Source organism: Klebsiella sp. WP8-S18-ESBL-06 (genome assembly GCF_014169755.1).
Taxonomy (GTDB): Bacteria; Pseudomonadota; Gammaproteobacteria; order Enterobacterales; family Enterobacteriaceae; genus Kluyvera; species Kluyvera ascorbata_B.
The window spans coordinates 3,761,149-3,778,078 of the sequence record NZ_AP022256.1; the positions used below are offsets into that span (position 1 = coordinate 3,761,149).

General features: G+C 58.1%; 18 protein-coding genes. 10 read left to right on the plus strand and 8 right to left on the minus strand.

Annotated features, from left to right (window positions below; translation table 11 throughout):
* Positions 1-57: 57 nt before the first annotated feature.
* From H7R76_RS18000 to H7R76_RS18015, 4 genes are all read left to right on the plus strand, one after another.
* Positions 58-861, plus strand: coding sequence for a sugar phosphate isomerase/epimerase family protein (locus tag H7R76_RS18000; protein ID WP_182929390.1), 804 nt, complete (start codon positions 58-60; stop codon positions 859-861).
* A gap of 13 nt (positions 862-874) precedes the next feature.
* Positions 875-2,239, plus strand: coding sequence for an MFS transporter (locus H7R76_RS18005; protein ID WP_182928325.1), 1,365 nt, complete (start codon positions 875-877; stop codon positions 2,237-2,239).
* A complete protein-coding gene (locus tag H7R76_RS18010; protein ID WP_182965996.1) occupies positions 2,236-3,246 on the plus strand; it encodes a Gfo/Idh/MocA family protein in 1,011 nt (336 codons plus the stop codon). The genes H7R76_RS18005 and H7R76_RS18010 overlap by 4 nt, the downstream gene beginning before the upstream one ends.
* A 157-nt stretch (positions 3,247-3,403) precedes the next feature.
* Positions 3,404-4,768: an MFS transporter gene (locus tag H7R76_RS18015; RefSeq protein ID WP_106928014.1), complete on the plus strand. Its 1,365-nt coding sequence runs from the start codon at positions 3,404-3,406 to the stop codon at positions 4,766-4,768.
* A 42-nt stretch (positions 4,769-4,810) separates the two neighbouring features.
* On the opposite strand, the gene H7R76_RS18020 is transcribed toward H7R76_RS18015, so the two are convergent.
* The gene (locus H7R76_RS18020) at positions 4,811-5,302 is read right to left on the minus strand and encodes a YajQ family cyclic di-GMP-binding protein (RefSeq protein ID WP_106928016.1); all 492 of its coding nucleotides are present in this window, start codon (positions 5,300-5,302) and stop codon (positions 4,811-4,813) included.
* A gap of 166 nt (positions 5,303-5,468) precedes the next feature.
* Between H7R76_RS18020 and panE the strand changes: the two genes are divergently transcribed.
* Positions 5,469-6,380 carry a 2-dehydropantoate 2-reductase gene (gene panE, locus H7R76_RS18025; protein ID WP_106928018.1) on the plus strand — a complete coding sequence of 304 codons (912 nt, stop codon included), beginning with the start codon at positions 5,469-5,471 and terminating at the stop codon, positions 6,378-6,380.
* Positions 6,343-6,936 carry a protein deglycase YajL gene (yajL, locus tag H7R76_RS18030; RefSeq protein ID WP_182965998.1) on the plus strand — a complete coding sequence of 198 codons (594 nt, stop codon included), beginning with the start codon at positions 6,343-6,345 and terminating at the stop codon, positions 6,934-6,936. The genes panE and yajL overlap by 38 nt, the downstream gene beginning before the upstream one ends.
* A gap of 79 nt (positions 6,937-7,015) precedes the next feature.
* Here yajL and thiI read toward each other — a convergent pair whose 3' ends face one another.
* A complete protein-coding gene (thiI, locus tag H7R76_RS18035; RefSeq protein ID WP_106928022.1) occupies positions 7,016-8,464 on the minus strand; it encodes a tRNA uracil 4-sulfurtransferase ThiI in 1,449 nt (482 codons plus the stop codon).
* 190 nt (positions 8,465-8,654) lie between these two features.
* Between thiI and xseB the strand changes: the two genes are divergently transcribed.
* The 4 genes from xseB to H7R76_RS18055 all read left to right on the plus strand — a co-directional run bounded on the left by xseB (position 8,655) and on the right by H7R76_RS18055 (position 12,714).
* Positions 8,655-8,897, plus strand: a complete 243-nt coding sequence (gene xseB / locus H7R76_RS18040) for an exodeoxyribonuclease VII small subunit (RefSeq protein WP_106928024.1) — start codon at positions 8,655-8,657, stop codon at positions 8,895-8,897.
* The gene (ispA, locus tag H7R76_RS18045; protein WP_106928026.1) at positions 8,898-9,797 is read left to right on the plus strand and encodes a (2E,6E)-farnesyl diphosphate synthase; all 900 of its coding nucleotides are present in this window, start codon (positions 8,898-8,900) and stop codon (positions 9,795-9,797) included. It abuts the gene before it with no gap.
* Between the two features lie 18 nt (positions 9,798-9,815).
* A complete protein-coding gene (dxs, locus tag H7R76_RS18050) occupies positions 9,816-11,678 on the plus strand; it encodes a 1-deoxy-D-xylulose-5-phosphate synthase (protein WP_106928028.1) in 1,863 nt (620 codons plus the stop codon).
* Between the two features lie 61 nt (positions 11,679-11,739).
* Positions 11,740-12,714 (plus strand): aldo/keto reductase, encoded by a 975-nt coding sequence (locus H7R76_RS18055; RefSeq protein WP_182929393.1) that lies wholly within the window; start codon positions 11,740-11,742, stop codon positions 12,712-12,714.
* 75 nt (positions 12,715-12,789) lie between these two features.
* On the opposite strand, the gene pgpA is transcribed toward H7R76_RS18055, so the two are convergent.
* From pgpA to nrdR, 6 genes are all read right to left on the minus strand, one after another.
* A complete protein-coding gene (pgpA, locus tag H7R76_RS18060) occupies positions 12,790-13,287 on the minus strand; it encodes a phosphatidylglycerophosphatase A (protein ID WP_106928032.1) in 498 nt (165 codons plus the stop codon).
* Positions 13,274-14,248, minus strand: a complete 975-nt coding sequence (gene thiL, locus H7R76_RS18065; protein ID WP_182966000.1) for a thiamine-phosphate kinase — start codon at positions 14,246-14,248, stop codon at positions 13,274-13,276. The genes pgpA and thiL overlap by 14 nt, the downstream gene beginning before the upstream one ends.
* A 73-nt stretch (positions 14,249-14,321) precedes the next feature.
* Positions 14,322-14,741: a transcription antitermination factor NusB gene (gene nusB / locus H7R76_RS18070; RefSeq protein WP_064547866.1), complete on the minus strand. Its 420-nt coding sequence runs from the start codon at positions 14,739-14,741 to the stop codon at positions 14,322-14,324.
* A 19-nt stretch (positions 14,742-14,760) separates the two neighbouring features.
* Positions 14,761-15,231 (minus strand): 6,7-dimethyl-8-ribityllumazine synthase, encoded by a 471-nt coding sequence (ribH, locus tag H7R76_RS18075; RefSeq protein ID WP_001021161.1) that lies wholly within the window; start codon positions 15,229-15,231, stop codon positions 14,761-14,763.
* 85 nt (positions 15,232-15,316) lie between these two features.
* On the minus strand, positions 15,317-16,420 hold the full coding sequence (gene ribD, locus H7R76_RS18080) for a bifunctional diaminohydroxyphosphoribosylaminopyrimidine deaminase/5-amino-6-(5-phosphoribosylamino)uracil reductase RibD (protein WP_182966002.1): 1,104 nt from the start codon (positions 16,418-16,420) through the stop codon (positions 15,317-15,319).
* 3 nt (positions 16,421-16,423) lie between these two features.
* Positions 16,424-16,873: a transcriptional regulator NrdR gene (gene nrdR, locus H7R76_RS18085; protein ID WP_061282153.1), complete on the minus strand. Its 450-nt coding sequence runs from the start codon at positions 16,871-16,873 to the stop codon at positions 16,424-16,426.
* Positions 16,874-16,930: the final 57 nt, after the last annotated feature.

Here is a 16,930-nt window from a genome sequence, read left to right on the forward strand (position 1 = left end):
CAGGGAACGGCGCCAAACATAACAACAAATCTTACCTGCAACTGTACTGGAGTCTGTATGAATATGCGTTCTCTCTCGCTAGCAGCACTCACCGTGCTGGACGTTCCACCGCCGGAACACGTGCGCATCGCGGCACGCACCGGCTTTAGCCACGTGGGCATTCGTCTGCTGCCTGCGACCCCTGACGATCCCGATTACGACATGCTCGGCGATACTCCAACTGTACGCGAAACCCTGGCCGCGCTGCGCGATACCGGCATCCGCGTCTCCGACGTGGAGATCGTGCGGCTGACGCCGGACTTCAGCCTTGAAGCGCTGCGCCCGTTCCTGGAAACCGCCGCCCGGCTGGAAGCTCAGCAGGTGCTGGTGGCCGGCAATGACGACAATCTGGCCCGCTGTGCGGAGAACCTGGCCCAACTAGCACAGGCAGGCGCAGCCTACGGGCTGACCATGAATCTGGAACCGATGCCGTGGACTCATCTGCCGACGCTTGCCAGCGCCCAGGCGTTGATTGCCGCCAGCGGCCAGCACAACGTGGGTATTCTGGTCGATGCCATCCACTTCTGGCGCGCGGGGGAATCGCTGGAGACGTTAGCCACGCTGGCGCCACAGCAGTTGAACTACATGCAGCTGTGTGACGCCCCAGCGCGTATTCCCACAGAGACGCAGGAACTGATTTACCAGGCCCGCTGCGCGCGCCGGATACCGGGCGAAGGCGAGCTGGATCTACACGGCCTGCTGGCGGCGCTACCGGCAACGCTGCCCATTTCGCTGGAAGTCCCGCTGGCCGGTGCTCAGGGGGCTTTGCCGGCGCAACAACGCGCACAGCTGCTGTTTAACGCTGCACAATCCTTCCTGTAATCGGGGGTACGCTATGTCACAGACACAACGCCTGGATGTCAGAGAGTTAATCAATTCCAACCCGCTCAGCCGTTATCAGAAGCTGGTTATTTTCCTCGGTTTTTGCGTCATCGCGCTGGACGGTTTCGATATTGCCATCATGGGTTTTATCGCGCCAACGCTTAAGCAGGAGTGGGGCGTCAGTAACCACGAACTGGGCTTTGTCATCAGCACCGCGCTAATCGGCCTGGCGCTTGGGGCGCTATTTTCCGGCCCGCTCGCCGACTGGCTGGGACGCAAGAAAATCATCATCAATAGCGTCTTTTTCTTCGGTTTCTGGACGGTAGCGACGGCGTTTTCCCAGAACATTGAGCAGATGATCTTCTTCCGCTTTATGACCGGCCTCGGGCTGGGCGCGGCGATGCCGAACATGAGTACGCTGGTGTCAGAGTATGCGCCGGAACGAAAACGTTCGTTTATCATCACCGTGATTTTCTGCGGTTTCACCTTCGGCGCCGCTATTGGCGGGTTTGCCGCTTCATGGCTGATTCCACAGTTCGGCTGGCACTCGCTGATGGCGCTGGGCGGTGTGCTGCCGCTGCTGTTCGCCCCCATTCTTATCTGGAAGCTACCGGAATCGGCGCGTTTTCTGGTGATCAAGCAGGCTCCCACCGCGCGGATCCACGCTATTCTGCAACGGTTTTACCCCGGTCAGGTCAGTGAAAACGTGCAGTTTATTCTGCCGCAGCAGCCCGTCAAAAGCAGCGCCATGCGCATCGTGCTGTCGCGGGAGTATCTGTTCGGCTCGCTGATGCTGTGGCTGGTCTATTTTATGGGGCTGTTCCTGGTCTATATCCTCGGTAGCTGGCTACCGACGCTGGTGAAAGAGATTGGCCTGACCGTCAGCCAGGCGGCGATTATGACCGCCATCTACCAGGCGGGCGGCACCGTCGGCTCGCTATTCGCCGGCTGGCTAATGGACCGGATCGATCCGCACCGGGCGCTGGGGGTAATTTTCGCCGTTGGAGGACTGTTTACCATGGCGATTGGCTACGCGGGCGTGAATTTCCCGCTACTGTGCCTGCTCGCCTTCGTCAGCGGCGCATGCCTGAACGGCGCCAATACCGGAATGAACGCCCTTTCCGCGCGTTTCTATCCCACCCAGGCCCGCGCAACAGGCTCCAGCTGGATGCACGGCGTAGGCCGTATCGGTGCCATCCTCAGCGCCTTCGCTGGCGCGGAAATGCTGGCGCTGGGCCTCGATTTTAAATCGGTGTTCCTGATCCTCGGCATTCCGGCGGCGCTGACCGTCATCGGCCTGGCCGCCAAAGGCTACTGGGCGGCTGGACCGGTCGATAAACCCTCTTCCCTCACCGCAACCGTCAGGAGCCCATCATGAGCCGTATTCGTCTTGCCGTTATTGGCGCTGGCGCCATCGGGCGCAAACACATTGACGTCATTCAGCAAACGCCAGAGGCCGAACTGGTGGCGCTGGCCGATCCATCACCACAGGCGCAAGCGCTGGCGAAATCCCTCGGTGTGGCGTGGTACGCCGAGGTCAACGATATGCTGGATCAGGCCCAGCCGCAGGGGGTCATTAACGCCACGCCAAATACTCTGCACGTACCGTATGCCATTGCCTGCGTGGAGCGCGGCATTCCGGTGTTGGTGGAAAAACCGGTGGCCGAGTCGCCGGAACGCGCGCAGGAACTGGTGGAGGTGGCGACGCGACACGGCGTCCCGGTACTGGTGGGGCACCACCGTCGACACAATGCGCTGACCGCAGCGGCAAAATCGCTGATCGACCGCGGTGAACTGGGAACGATTGTTGCAGTCTCGGCGCACTGGATCCTGCAAAAGCCCCACGATTACTTTGACGTCGCCTGGCGGCGCGAACCGGGCGCCGGGCCGCTGCTGGTGAATCTGGTACACGACATCGACCTGCTGCGTTATCTGCTGGGCGAAATTGACGATGTGCAGGCGATGACCAGCAACGCCGGGCGCGGCTTCGCCAATGAAGACAGCGCGGTGGTCAACCTGCGCCTCGCCTGCGGTGCGCTGGGCAGCGCGGTGCTGAGCGACTGCGGCGTCAGCCCGTGGAGCTGGGAGATGAACTCAGCGGAGAACGCGGTCTACGCGCATACCCCGGAAAACTGCTACCTGATCTCCGGTAGTAAAGGGGCGCTGGCCATTCCGCAGATGCGCTGGTGGCGCTACGGCGAGCAAAGCGGCTGGCACGCGCCGCTGTTGCAGGAGACGTTACCCGTTGAGGCCATCGACCCGTTTATTCTGCAACTGCGTCATTTCCTGCAGGTGATTAACGGCGAGGCCAGGCCAATTATTGATGCAGCAGATGCATTACGCTCGCTTGAGGTGATCGACGCGATCCGTCAGCAGGCCGCCTGATCGGCCTCTTTCCCCGGCGACAGTTCGTCGCCGGGTTACCATCAATGTCGCTATTCAGCACAAATGATTCAATAATGTAATATTTGTTAATTAACCCTCTGTTTACCCTGCCCTCTCCCCGCACTACACTACTCCCAGCTTTTATATAGAGGTGGGAATGAACGATTACAAAATGACGCCGGGTGAGTTACGCGCCACCTGGGGTTTAGGGACCGTATTTTCTTTGCGTATGCTCGGTATGTTTATGGTCCTTCCGGTTCTGACCACATACGGCATGGCATTGCAGGGCGCCAGCGAAGCGTTGATTGGCCTGGCCATTGGCATCTACGGATTAGCGCAGGCGGTATTTCAGATCCCCTTCGGGCTGATTTCCGATCGCGTCGGCCGCAAGCCGCTGATCGTTGGCGGGCTGGCGATTTTCGTACTGGGCAGCGTGATTGCCGCCCTGTCCGATTCCATCTGGGGCATTATTCTTGGCCGCGCCCTACAAGGTTCTGGGGCGATTGCCGCTGCGGTGATGGCGCTGCTTTCCGACCTCACCCGCGAACAAAACCGCACCAAAGCGATGGCGTTTATCGGCGTCAGCTTCGGCGTGACGTTTGCCATTGCGATGGTGTTAGGTCCGATCATCACCCATAAACTCGGTCTGCACGCCCTGTTCTGGATGATTGCCGGGCTGGCGACGCTGGGGATTCTGCTCACCCTGTGGGTAGTGCCGGACAGCAAAAACCACGTGCTCAACCGCGAGTCCGGAATGGTGAAAGGCTGCTTCAGCAAGGTGCTGATGGAGCCGAGGCTGCTGAAGCTTAATTTCGGCATCATGTGCCTGCACATTCTGCTGATGTCCACCTTTGTCGCTCTGCCGGGCCAGCTGGAGTCCGCTGGGTTCCCGGCCGCCGAACACTGGAAAATCTATCTGGTGACCATGGTGGTATCGTTTATCGCAGTGGTACCGTTTATCATCTACGCGGAAGTGAAGCGCCGCATGAAGCGCGTATTCGTGCTGTGCATTGCTCTGCTGCTGATTGCCGAAATTGTGCTGTGGGGTTCCGGCAGCTACTTCTGGGAGCTGGTGGCGGGCGTGCAGATTTTCTTCCTCGCCTTTAACCTGATGGAAGCGCTGCTGCCGTCGCTGATCAGCAAAGAAGCCCCGGCGGGCTACAAAGGCACGGCAATGGGCATTTATTCCACCAGCCAGTTCCTCGGTGTAGCCATCGGCGGTTCGCTCGGCGGCTGGATTGACGGCCTGTTTGATTCACAAACGGTATTCCTCGCCGGCGCGCTGCTGGCGACGGTCTGGCTGCTGGTGTCGATGACTATGCAGGAGCCGCAGTACGTTAGCAGTCTGCGCGTCGAAATACCGCAAGATGTTGCCGCTGATGAGTCTCTGCGTGAACGTCTTCTGGCGACGGACGGGGTGAAAGAGGTGTTAGTGGTGGCAGATGAACACTCGGCCTACGTCAAAATCGACAGCAAAGTGACCAACCGTTTTGAGGTGGAACAGGTGATTGCCGCCCATTAAGCAGCATCGGCCCGCACTGGAGTGTGGGCCGTACTTTCGCCGTTAGTCGCGGAAGTTTTTGAACTGGAACGGTTGGCCAAGGTCGCCGCCGCGCACCAGCGCCATCACCGACTGCAGGTCGTCGCGGGATTTCCCGGTCACGCGAATCTCTTCGCCCTGAATTTGCGCCTGCACCTTCAGTTTGCTGTCTTTAATCAGCTTGACGATTTTCTTCTGCACCGCGCTTTCAATGCCCTGCTTCAGCTTAGCTTCAACAAACCAGGTTTTACCGCTGTGCACGAAGTCTTCCGGCACGTCGAGAGACGCACCTTCAATGCCGCGTTTCAGCAGCTTGGCACGCAGAATATCCAGCAGCTGGTTCACCTGGAAATCGGACTCGCTCAGCACCTTGATGGTTTTATTGGCTTCATTCAGCTCAATGGTCGCTTCTACGCCGCGAAAATCGAAACGTGACTCAACCTCACGGGCCGCGTTATCCACACCGTTACGCGCTTCCTGAAGATCAACTTCAGAGACAATATCGAAAGATGGCATCTTTTCCCCTCCCTTAGTTTCTTTTGCGTTGCATAATACCTGCAACGCGGCATAACTCAACTGGTTATCCCCGGAAGCTCAGCGGATAGCGCTATACTCACACTTATTCGGGTGATCGGCGTGAAGTATGACATACCAGTCGCATCTGGTGTGGTAAGGAGGATGTTTGAAAATAACAGTATTGGGATGTGGCGCGCTGGGTCAGCTATGGATGACGGCGCTCTACAAAAAAGGATTTGAAGTACAAGGATGGCTACGCGTACCTCAGCCCTACTGTAGCGTGAACCTGATAGAGCTGGACGGCAGCGTCTTCAATGAGTCGTTAACCGCTAACGATCCTGACTTTCTGGCACAAAGCGATTTACTACTGGTGACGCTCAAAGCCTGGCAGGTCTCCGATGCGGTCAGAGCGCTTGCCGCGCACCTGCCGGATACCACGCCGATTTTACTGATTCATAACGGCATGGGCACCCTTATCGAGCTCAATGACCTCAGGCAGCCGATTCTGCTCGGTGCCACCACGCAGGCGGCACGACGCGATGGCAACGTCATTATCCACGTCGCCAACGGGACGACCCACATTGGCCCGGCCAAACGCTATGAGGCCGATTACAGCGCGCTCGCCGTCACGCTGCAAAACGTTCTGCCGGACGTCGCCTGGCACGACAATATCCACTCTGCCATGTGGCGCAAGCTGGCGGTCAACTGCGTCATTAACCCGCTGACCGCGTTGATGGACTGCCCTAACGGTGCGCTGCGCGACCATCAGGAGCATATTGCCCGTATCTGTGAAGAGGTGGCGCAGACCATGACGCGTGAAGGGTTTCATACCTCTCCGGAAAGTCTGTTATTTTATGTCAACCAGGTCATCGACCTGACGGCGGAGAATATCTCGTCGATGTTGCAGGATATTCGCGCGCAGCGTCATACAGAAATCGACTACATTACCGGTTTTCTGCTCAAGCGCGCGCGGGCGCACGGTATTCCGGTGCCGGAAAATACCCGCCTGTATGAACGCGTTAAACGTAAGGAGAGTGAATATGAGCGCGTCGGCACTGATTTGCCTCGCTCCTGGTAGTGAAGAGATGGAAGCCGTCACCACAATCGATTTGCTGGTGCGTGGCGGAATTCAGGTCACCACCGCTAGCGTCGCAAGCGACGGCAATCTGGCCATTACCTGTTCACGCGGCGTTAAGCTGCTGGCCGATGCGCCGCTGGTGGAAGTGGCGGACGGTGATTTCGACATCATCATCCTGCCGGGCGGCATCAAAGGGGCGGAGTACTTCCGCGACAGCCCGCTGCTGGTGGAAACGGTCAGACAGTTTCATCATTCAGGCCGTATCGTCGCCGCCATTTGTGCATCAGCGGCAACCGTACTGGTGCCGCATGACCTGTTCCCCATCGGCAACATGACGGGCTTCCCGGCGCTGAAGGATAAAATCCCGGAAGACCAGTGGATGGATAAACGTGTCGCGTGGGACCCGCGCGTCAACCTGCTCACCAGTCAGGGGCCGGGCACATCCATTGATTTCGGGCTGAAGATTATCGACCTGCTGGTCGGGCGCGAGAAAGCGTACGAAGTGGCATCGCAGTTGGTAATGGCGGCTGGGATCTATAACTATTACGAAACGTAAAATGCAGGCCCGATAAGCGTAGCGCCATCGGGCCTGCATCGTTCTGATATAAAAAAACCGGCCAGGCCGGTTTTTTTATTTATGGGCGATAAACCTTCACGTTTTCAAAACCCTGCTCGCGCAGATACAGCGCCTGCAGGCGGCTCATCACGCCGCGTTCGCACCACAGCAAGTAGGTTTTGCTCTTATCGAGGTCACCAAACTGAGTGCTCAGCTTGTAGAACGGCAGTGAAGCCACTTCAACACCTTCCACTTTCAGCGGCTTGTCGTCCTGCTCGTCAATGGAGCGAATATCGAGAATCACGTCGTTGGCGCTAAAGCCGCTGACGGTTTCCACTTCCACCACCTCTTGCTGGGTCTGCTGGGCGATGTCGCGGATATCGACGTTGTTCGCTTCCGCTACCACTTTGTCGAGAATCGCAAAATCGAAGTTTTCTTCTTCCGCTTCAATTTTCGCCTTCACCGCCTTAATGGTTGGGCTTTTCGAAATCACGCCGCAGTATTCCGGCATCGTGCGGGCAAAGTCTTCAGTACCAATTTCACGCGCCAGATTGATGATGTGCTCTTTATCGTGAGAAATCAGCGGACGCAGGATCAGCGTGTCGGAGACGTTGTCAATCAAACGCAGGTTGGTCAGCGTCTGGCTGGAAACCTGGCCCAGCGCTTCACCGGTGACCAGCGCCTGCACGCCGTAGCGTTCGGCGACTTTTGACGCGGCGCGCACCATCATACGTTTCAGCACCACGCCCATCTGGCCGTCGTCGACTTTCTCCAGAATTTCGCCCACCACCGGCTCGAAGTTAATCGCCACGAAACGCACGCGGTGCGAGCTGCCGAAGCGGTTCCACAGGTAGTGCGCCACCTGACGAACGCCGATTTCATGTGCCGCGCCGCCGAGGTTAAAGAAGCAGTAGTGCACGCGACAGCCGCGACGCATCAGCATGTAGCTGGAGACGCCGGAGTCAAAACCACCGGAGATCAGCGACAGCACGTCTTCCTGAGTACCAATCGGGAAGCCGCCAATGCCTTCGTAGCGCCCTTTCACCAGCAGCAGACGATCGTTCTCGATTTCGAGATTGACGGTGACGTCCGGATCGGTCAGCTTCACGCGCGCTGTTTCAATGTGCTGATTCAAGCCGCCGCCAACGTAACGTTCAACCTCAATAGAGGTGAACTCGTGCTTACCGCGACGTTTCACACGCACGCAAAACGTTTTGTTTTCCAGCGCTTCGCGCCACAGGGGCAGCGTCTGCTCGAAAATATCGTGCAGCGAGGTGAACGGCACGTCTTCCACTTCCAGGATATGGTGGATGCCCGGAATACGGGTCAGCGCGTCGCGGATTGCCAGACGCTGGTTCTCATCTTTGGCGCGAACTTCGATGTGATCCCAGTGACGAACGACGGCGAGCGTTTCATCGTAGTGTTTAAGAACGTTACGAATGTTCCCGGTTAAAATTTTAATAAAGCGCAAACGCACAGATTGGCTTTTGATGGTGATTTCCGGGAACAATTTAATGATAAACTTCATGGCGGCAATGGTTCGTTGGCAAGCCCGACGGGGCTTTGAGCAAAAAGATGTATCGCAGCGTACCAGCGGTCGCTACGTCCAGGACGCGGAGTATATCATCATCCCGCTGACCATTGCGTGTTATTTGCTTCACACCCAGACTCCGTTACCATAGACGCAGTCGCGACATAACAAGAGCCAAACATTCACTATGCCAAAGAAAAACGAAGCCCCGGCCAGTTTCGAAACTGCATTAACCGAGCTGGAGCAGATAGTTAATCGTCTGGAGAGCGGTTCCCTACCGCTGGAAGAGGCGCTGAACGAATTTGAACGCGGCGTGCAGTTAGCGCGTCAGGGGCAGAGCAAGTTACAGCAGGCGGAACAGCGCGTGCAGATTCTGTTGGCCGATAACGAAGATTCGCCGTTAACACCTTTCACGCCGGACGCTGAATAAATGGATTTCTCGCAACAGCTGAATGCCTGCGTAACGCAGGCAAACGACGCGCTGCGCCGATTTATCGCTCCGCTGCCGTTTCAGAACACTCCTCTGGTTGAGGCCATGGCGTATGGCGCACTATTAGGCGGTAAACGTCTGCGTCCGTTCCTGGTTTATGCCACCGGACAAATGTTCGGCGTCAGCCTGACGGCCCTGGATGCGCCGGCCGCCGCGGTGGAATGCATTCATGCCTATTCGCTAATGCATGACGACCTGCCAGCGATGGACGACGATGACCTGCGTCGCGGTCAGCCAACCTGCCATATTAAATTTGGCGAGGCGAGCGCCATTCTGGCCGGCGACGCGCTGCAAACGCTGGCGTTCTCTATACTCAGTGATGCGCCGATGCCGGACGTCTCTGACCGCGATCGCCTGGCGATGATTTCCGAACTGGCCACGGCCAGCGGCGTGGCGGGCATGTGTGGCGGTCAGGCACTGGATCTGGACGCGGAAGGCAAACAGGTGGGTCTGGAAATGCTGGAACGCATTCATCGCCATAAAACCGGAGCGCTGATTCGCGCTGCCGTCCGCCTCGGCGCACTGAGCGCGGGCGAACAAGGGCGACAGGCGCTACCGCTGCTCGACAAGTACGCTGAAAGCATCGGGCTGGCGTTCCAGGTTCAGGATGACATTCTGGATGTGGTAGGTGATACTGCGACCCTTGGAAAGCGCCAGGGCGCCGATCAGCAGCTCGGTAAGAGCACCTATCCTGCACTACTGGGCCTTGAGCAAGCCCGGACAAAAGCCAGTGACCTGATTGCCGAAGCCCGCCAGTCGTTAGCACAGCTGGCCGCACTGTCACTGGATACCACAGCACTGGAAGCGCTAGCGAACTACATCATCCTGCGCGACAAATAAACAATAAATGAGTCTCTGATGAGTTTTGATATTGCCAAATACCCGACCCTGGCGCTGGTTGACTCCACTCAGGAGCTGCGCCTGCTGCCGAAAGAGAGCCTGCCGAAGCTGTGCGACGAGCTGCGTCGTTACCTGCTCGACAGCGTGAGCCGTTCCAGCGGACACTTCGCCTCCGGGCTTGGCACGGTGGAGCTCACCGTGGCGCTGCACTACGTCTATAACACGCCGTTCGACCAGCTCATCTGGGACGTCGGCCACCAGGCTTATCCGCATAAAATTCTGACCGGCCGCCGTGACAAAATCGGCACCATCCGCCAGAAGGGCGGCCTGCATCCGTTCCCGTGGCGCGGTGAGAGCGAATACGACGTGCTGAGCGTCGGCCACTCCTCCACATCTATTTCCGCCGGTATCGGCATTGCCGTAGCCGCGGGCAGAGAAAACAAGCAGCGCCGCACCGTCTGCGTGATTGGCGACGGCGCCATCACCGCCGGGATGGCGTTTGAAGCCATGAACCATGCGGGCGATATCAAACCGGATATGCTGGTGGTGCTGAACGACAATGAAATGTCGATTTCCGAGAACGTCGGCGCGCTGAACAACCATCTGGCGCAGTTGCTCTCGGGCAAGCTCTACTCCTCGCTACGGGAAGGCGGCAAGAAAGTCTTCTCCGGCGTGCCACCGATTAAAGAGCTGCTCAAACGAACCGAAGAACATATCAAAGGCATGGTGGTGCCGGGCACGCTGTTTGAAGAACTGGGCTTCAACTATATCGGGCCGGTCGACGGTCACGACGTACTGGGTCTGGTCAATACGCTGAAAAACATGCGCGACCTGAAAGGTCCGCAGTTCCTGCACATCATGACCAAAAAAGGCCGTGGCTATGAACCGGCCGAGAAAGACCCGATCACCTTCCATGCGGTGCCTAAATTCGACCACACCAGCGGCAAGTTGCCGAAAAGCAGCGGCGGCCTGCCGTCGTACTCGAAAATCTTCGGCGACTGGCTGTGCGAAACCGCAGCCAAAGACAGCAAGCTGATGGCGGTGACGCCCGCGATGCGTGAAGGCTCGGGCATGGTTGAGTTTTCCAAAAAATACCCGGACCAGTATTTTGACGTAGCGATTGCCGAACAGCATGCGGTCACGTTCGCCGCCGGGCTGGCGATTGGCGGCAATAAGCCGGTGGTAGCCATTTACTCCACCTTCTTACAGCGCGCCTACGATCAGGTGATCCACGACGTGGCGATTCAGAAACTGCCGGTCCTGTTCGCTATCGACCGTGCGGGGATCGTTGGCGCCGACGGGCAAACGCACCAGGGGGCGTTCGACCTCTCCTATCTGCGCTGTATCCCGGATATGGTTATCATGACGCCAAGCGATGAAAACGAGTGTCGTCAGATGCTCTACACCGGCTACCACTACAGCGAAGGGCCGAGCGCCGTGCGTTATCCGCGCGGCAGCGGCACCGGCGCAGAGCTGAAGCCGCTGGAAAAACTGCCGCTGGGCAAAGGCGTGGTGAAGCGCGAGGGCGAGAAGCTGGCCATTCTTAACTTCGGTACGCTGCTTGCGCAGGCCGAGGCGGTCGCCGAGAAGCTTAACGCCACGCTGGTCGATATGCGCTTCGTGAAGCCGCTGGATGAGAGCCTGATTCTGGAGATGGCCGCGCGCCATGAGTCTCTGGTCACGCTGGAAGAAAACGCCACGCTAGGCGGTGCGGGAAGCGGCGTGAACGAGGTGCTGATGGCACATCGTAAGCCGGTGCCGGTGCTCAACATCGGCCTGCCTGATTTCTTCATTCCTCAGGGTACCCAGGAAGAGATGCACGCCGAGCTCGGCCTCGATGCCGCGGGCATCGAAGCGAAGATCGCGGCCTGGTTAGCATAACCCGCCTATCGCTCCTGCTATGCTTAAGGGAAACCTTTTACCCGCTAGCAGGAGCTGATTCATGCAATACGATACCTTAGGACACACTGGCCTTCGGGTCTCTCGTCTCTGCCTTGGCTGTATGACATTCGGCGAACCGGATCGGGGTAAGCATGCCTGGACGCTGCCGGAAGACAGCAGCCGCCCGATCATCCAGCGCGCACTGGAAGGCGGCATTAACTTTTTCGACACCGCCAACAGCTATTCCGACGGCAGCAGCGAGGAGATTGTCGGCCGCGCGCTGCGCGATTTTGCCCGCCGTGATGACGTGGTGGTGGCCACCAAGGTTTACCATCAGGTTGGTGATCTTGAAGAAGGCCTCTCCCGCGCACAAATACTCCGCTCGATCGACGACAGCCTCCGCCGCCTTGGTATGGAGTACGTCGACCTGCTACAAATCCACCGCTGGGACTACCGCACCCCCATAGAAGAGACGCTGGAAGCGCTGGACGCCGTGGTGAAGTCGGGTAAAGCACGGTTTATCGGCGCGTCATCCATGCACGCCCGCCAGTTCGCCCATGCGCTGGCGCTGCAAAAAGCCAACGGCTGGACGCCGTTTGTCACCATGCAGGACCACTACAACCTGATCTACCGGGAAGAAGAGCGCGATATGCTGCCACTGTGCGCGCAGGAAGGCGTCGCGGTGATTCCGTGGAGCCCGCTGGCGCGCGGTCGTCTGACGCGGCCGTGGGGAGAAACCACCGCGCGGCTGGTGTCCGATGAGTTTGGGCAAACGCTGTACAGCGCCACGGAAGAGAATGACGAGCAGATCGCGGGGGAGCTCGAACGCGTGGCCGAAGAGGTCGAGGCGAGCCGGGCGCAGACGGCGCTGGCGTGGCTATTGAGTAAACCTGGCGTGGCAGCGCCGATTATTGGCGCATCGCGTGAAGATCAGCTCGATGAGCTGCTGAATGCGGTGGATATTACGCTGACGCCGGAGCAAATTGCATCGATGGAAGCGCCGTACCAACCGCATCCGGTGGTGGGATTTAAGTAGGCCTGATAAGCGCAGCGCCATCAGGCTTCCCGCTGCGTTGCCGGATAACGGCTTCGCCTTATCCGGCCAACAGGACTACAGGAGGTGGTGCCCCACCACGTACAAAATCCCCGCCGAAATCACCCCGGCGACGATATCATCGATCATGATCCCCATCCCACCGTGGACGTTACGGTCAAACCAGCGGATCGGCCACGGCTTCCACATGTCGAAAATACGGAACACCACAAACCCGGCCAATACCCACTGCCAGGTCATCGCCGGGATGGCCATCAGGGTGATCCACATTCCAATAAACTCGTCCCACACGATGCTGCCGTGATCGTGGGTCCCCATATCTCGCGCCGTGCGGCGGCATATGTAGACACCGATACAGATGCCAAACATCACCACCAGAGAGTAGATCTGTAGCGGCAGAAACGTCAGCAGATACCAGAACGGGATCGCGGCAATTGAGCCCATCGTTCCCGGCACTATCGGGCTCAGACCGCTGCCGAACCCGGTAGCAAGCAGGTGCCACGGGTTGCGTAAATTCAGGCGGCTTTTCGCAATATCGTTCTTAGCCAAAATGATCGTACCCCTTCCAGTCCAGCGTTATCGCCTTTCCATCCTGTGTGAAATGCATACCTTCAACATCGGCGCTAATCTGCCCAATGCAGGTAAACGCGGTGCCTAACTGACCCAGAGCCACTTCCAGCGCACCGCGGTTCAGCTCCGGTACGGTAAAGCACAGCTCATAGTCTTCACCACCGGACAGCGCCCAGCGGTAGGCTTGCTCCGGCGAAGCGTGACGACGCAGCGCGTCAGAGTACGGCATCGCGTCAAGATCAATACGCGCGCCAAGCCCCCCGCTTGCTTTAAGGATATGCCCCAAATCAGAAATCAGCCCATCGGAAAGATCGATAGCGGCGCTGGCAAGATCGCGCAATGCCTGACCTTGCAGTACGCGCGGCGTTGGCCGCAGGTGGCGCTGGCGCAGATACGCAGCGTCGTCAGCGTTATCTATCGTCAGTTGGTTAAGGATCAGCGCCAGCCCCGCGGCGCTATCGCCCGGCGTACCGGTCACGTAGATCCAGTCCCCCGGTTTCGCTCCCGAACGCTTCAGCGCGCGGCCTACCGGCACGTAGCCGTGGATACCCAGCGTCATCGACAGCGGCCCTTTGGTGGTATCGCCACCGATCAGCTGCATATCGTAGTAGCTCAGCTGTTCAAACAGGCTGTCGCTGAAGGCTGCCAGCCACGTTTCATCCACTTCAGGAAGAGTTAAGGCTAGCGTCAACCACGCAGGATCCGCGCCCATTGCCGCCAGATCGCTGACGTTTACCGCGAGCGCTTTATACGCGAGATCGGCCGGATCGATATCAGGGAGGAAATGATTGCCCGCCACCAGCGTGTCGGTGCTGATAGCCAGCGTCTGTTTTTCAGGAATATTGAGTAATGCGCAGTCGTCGCCGATGCCGGTTTCTACGTCGAGACGGGCGTTGCGTACTCGGTCAAAATAACGGGCAATCAGGGAAAATTCGCCGCATGCCATACGTTATGCCTCAGCAGAAGGATAAAACAAGGCCGGGGGGATGGCGTATGCCACCCGCGCGCCGGCCTGGAGATTACTTTTTGTGGGGACGAATTGCAGGAGCGGCTTTATCCAGCACGCCGTTGACGAACTTGTGGCTGTCTTCAGCACCGAAGGTTTTCGCCAGCTCGATCGCTTCGTTGATGGCCACTTTGTACGGCACATCGTCACGTTTTGACAGTTCGAACAGCGCAATGCGCAGTACGGCTTTTTCCACCTGGCCCAGCTCATCGAGCAGACGGGACAGGTACGGCTTCATCAATCCATCGAGGTACGCGCTGTTAGTCGCCACCCCGGACAGCAGTTCACGGAAGTACAGGACGTCAACGTCTTTCACGTCTTGTTCCGCCAGGAACTGGTATTCAACATCGGCGATGTCGTTCTGGGACAACTGCCAGGAGTAAAGCGCCTGGACGGCACACTCACGGGCGCGGCGACGAGCAGCAGGTTTCACGGATTTCCCCTTACAAAAATCAGGCCTTGATGGCTTTCAATACATTAATCATTTCAAGCGCGGTCAGTGCAGCTTCTGCACCTTTGTTACCGGCTTTTGTGCCAGCACGTTCGATGGCTTGTTCAATACTTTCGGTGGTCAGAACACCAAAGGCTACCGGGATTTCGCTGTCCTGAGCGACGTGCGCCAGGCCATTGCTTGCCCCGCCAGCGACATATTCGAAGTGCGCCGTGCCGCCACGGATAACCGTACCCAGCGCGATCACTGCATCGTATTTACCGGTTTTCGCCAGTGCGCCAGCCGCCAGCGGCAGTTCATAAGCACCTGGAACCCAAACAACGGTGATGTTTTCATCTTTAACCTGACCAATGCGCTTCAGGGCGTCGATAGCACCTTCCAGCAGGCTGTCATTGATAAAGTTGTTGAAACGCGCGATGGTGATGGCGACGCGAGCGTCCGGGGTAGCAACGTTAGCTTCAATAATGTTCATACTCTTCCTTTGGGTTCATTTGCCCCGCAGGGGGGCGGATTTTATCATAATATTCTGGGCGCTGCTTCCTCTAATTGGGAAAGCCTCACGCAGTGGTTAAATGCAGGCAAACATCCGGGCCTACCTGTCGTATCTCATTGAATTTGAAATGGGGCGCATCGGCCAGTTTCTCAAGGCCTGGCAGCACACATAATCCGCGAGCATCGCTACCTAACAGTTTAGGCGCGATATAGACGATAAGCTCGTCCACCAGCCCGGCCTGAATCAGCGCGCCGGCAAGCGTCGGGCCCGCCTCCACCCAAATGCTGTTAATTTGCTGTTTACCCAGCTGCATCATCATCAGCACCAGGTCAAGATGACCGTTATGCTCCGGCACCTTCAGCGTCTGCACACCTTCCGGCCAGATGCGGCTGTCGCACGTGGTGCGGGCAAACAGGGTTTCACCCGGCTGATGCACAATCCGGTGCTCCGGCGTCACGCGGTTGCCGCTGTCGATAACAATACGCAGCGGCTGGCGCAGGTTCTCCTGCGGGTAGCGCGCCTGAGTTTGCGTATCCAGTTCATCCCAGCGCACAGTCAGCGCCGGATCGTCTGCCAGCACCGTGGCGCTGCTGGTTAAAATCGCGTGACTCTCCGCGCGCAGGCGCTGCACGTCACGACGCGCCTGTGGCGAGGTGATCCACTGACTTTCACCGCTGGCCATCGCCGTGCGACCGTCGAGCGATGCCCCGAGTTTGAGCTGGACGAACGGGAAGCCGGTACGCATCCGCTTGAGGAAACCTTTATTCAGCGCCTCGGCCTCGCTCATCATCAGCCCGTGGCTAACTTCAATGCCGGCCTGCTGCAAGCGGTATAGGCCTCGCCCAGCAACCTGCGGGTTTGGATCCTGCATCGCGGCGACGACGCGGGAAACGCCTGCCGCAATCAGCGCATCGCAGCACGGCGGCGTACGACCATGGTGGCTGCACGGCTCCAGCGTCACATAGGCGGTGGCGCCTTTGGCTTTGTCACCCGCCATGCGCAGCGCGTGTACTTCCGCATGCGGCTCCCCGGCGCGGTAATGGTAGCCTTCACCGACGATTTCACCCTGATTGACAATCACGCAGCCAACTCGCGGGTTGGGATGGGTGGTAAAGCGACCGCGCTGCGCCAGCTTGAGCGCCCGCGCCATGTACATTTCATCGTGCATAGCTTAGTCCTGTAAGCGGGCGATTTCCTCGCCGAACTCTTTGATATCTTCAAAGCTGCGGTACACCGACGCAAAGCGGATGTAGGCCACTTTATCCAGCTTTTTCAGCTGCTCCATGACCAGATTACCCAGCAGCTTGCTAGGTACTTCACGCTCGCCGGTCGCGCGCAGGTGCGATTTAATATGATTAATCGCCATTTCTACGTCATCGGCGCTCACCGGGCGCTTTTCCAGCGCTCTGAGCATACCGCTGCGCAGCTTGTCTTCGTTGAACGGTTCGCGCACGTCGTTACTTTTTACCACGCGCGGCATCACCAGTTCAGCCACCTCAAAGGTGGTGAAACGTTCGTTACACACCAGGCATTGCCGACGGCGGCGAACGGAGGAACCTTCTCCCACAAGACGGGAGTCAATCACTTTAGTGTCTACGGCGAAACAGAATGGGCAGTGCATACGACGTCCTGACGATGAGGGTTGATAAAACCTATTTTACCCTGAACTGCGATGACA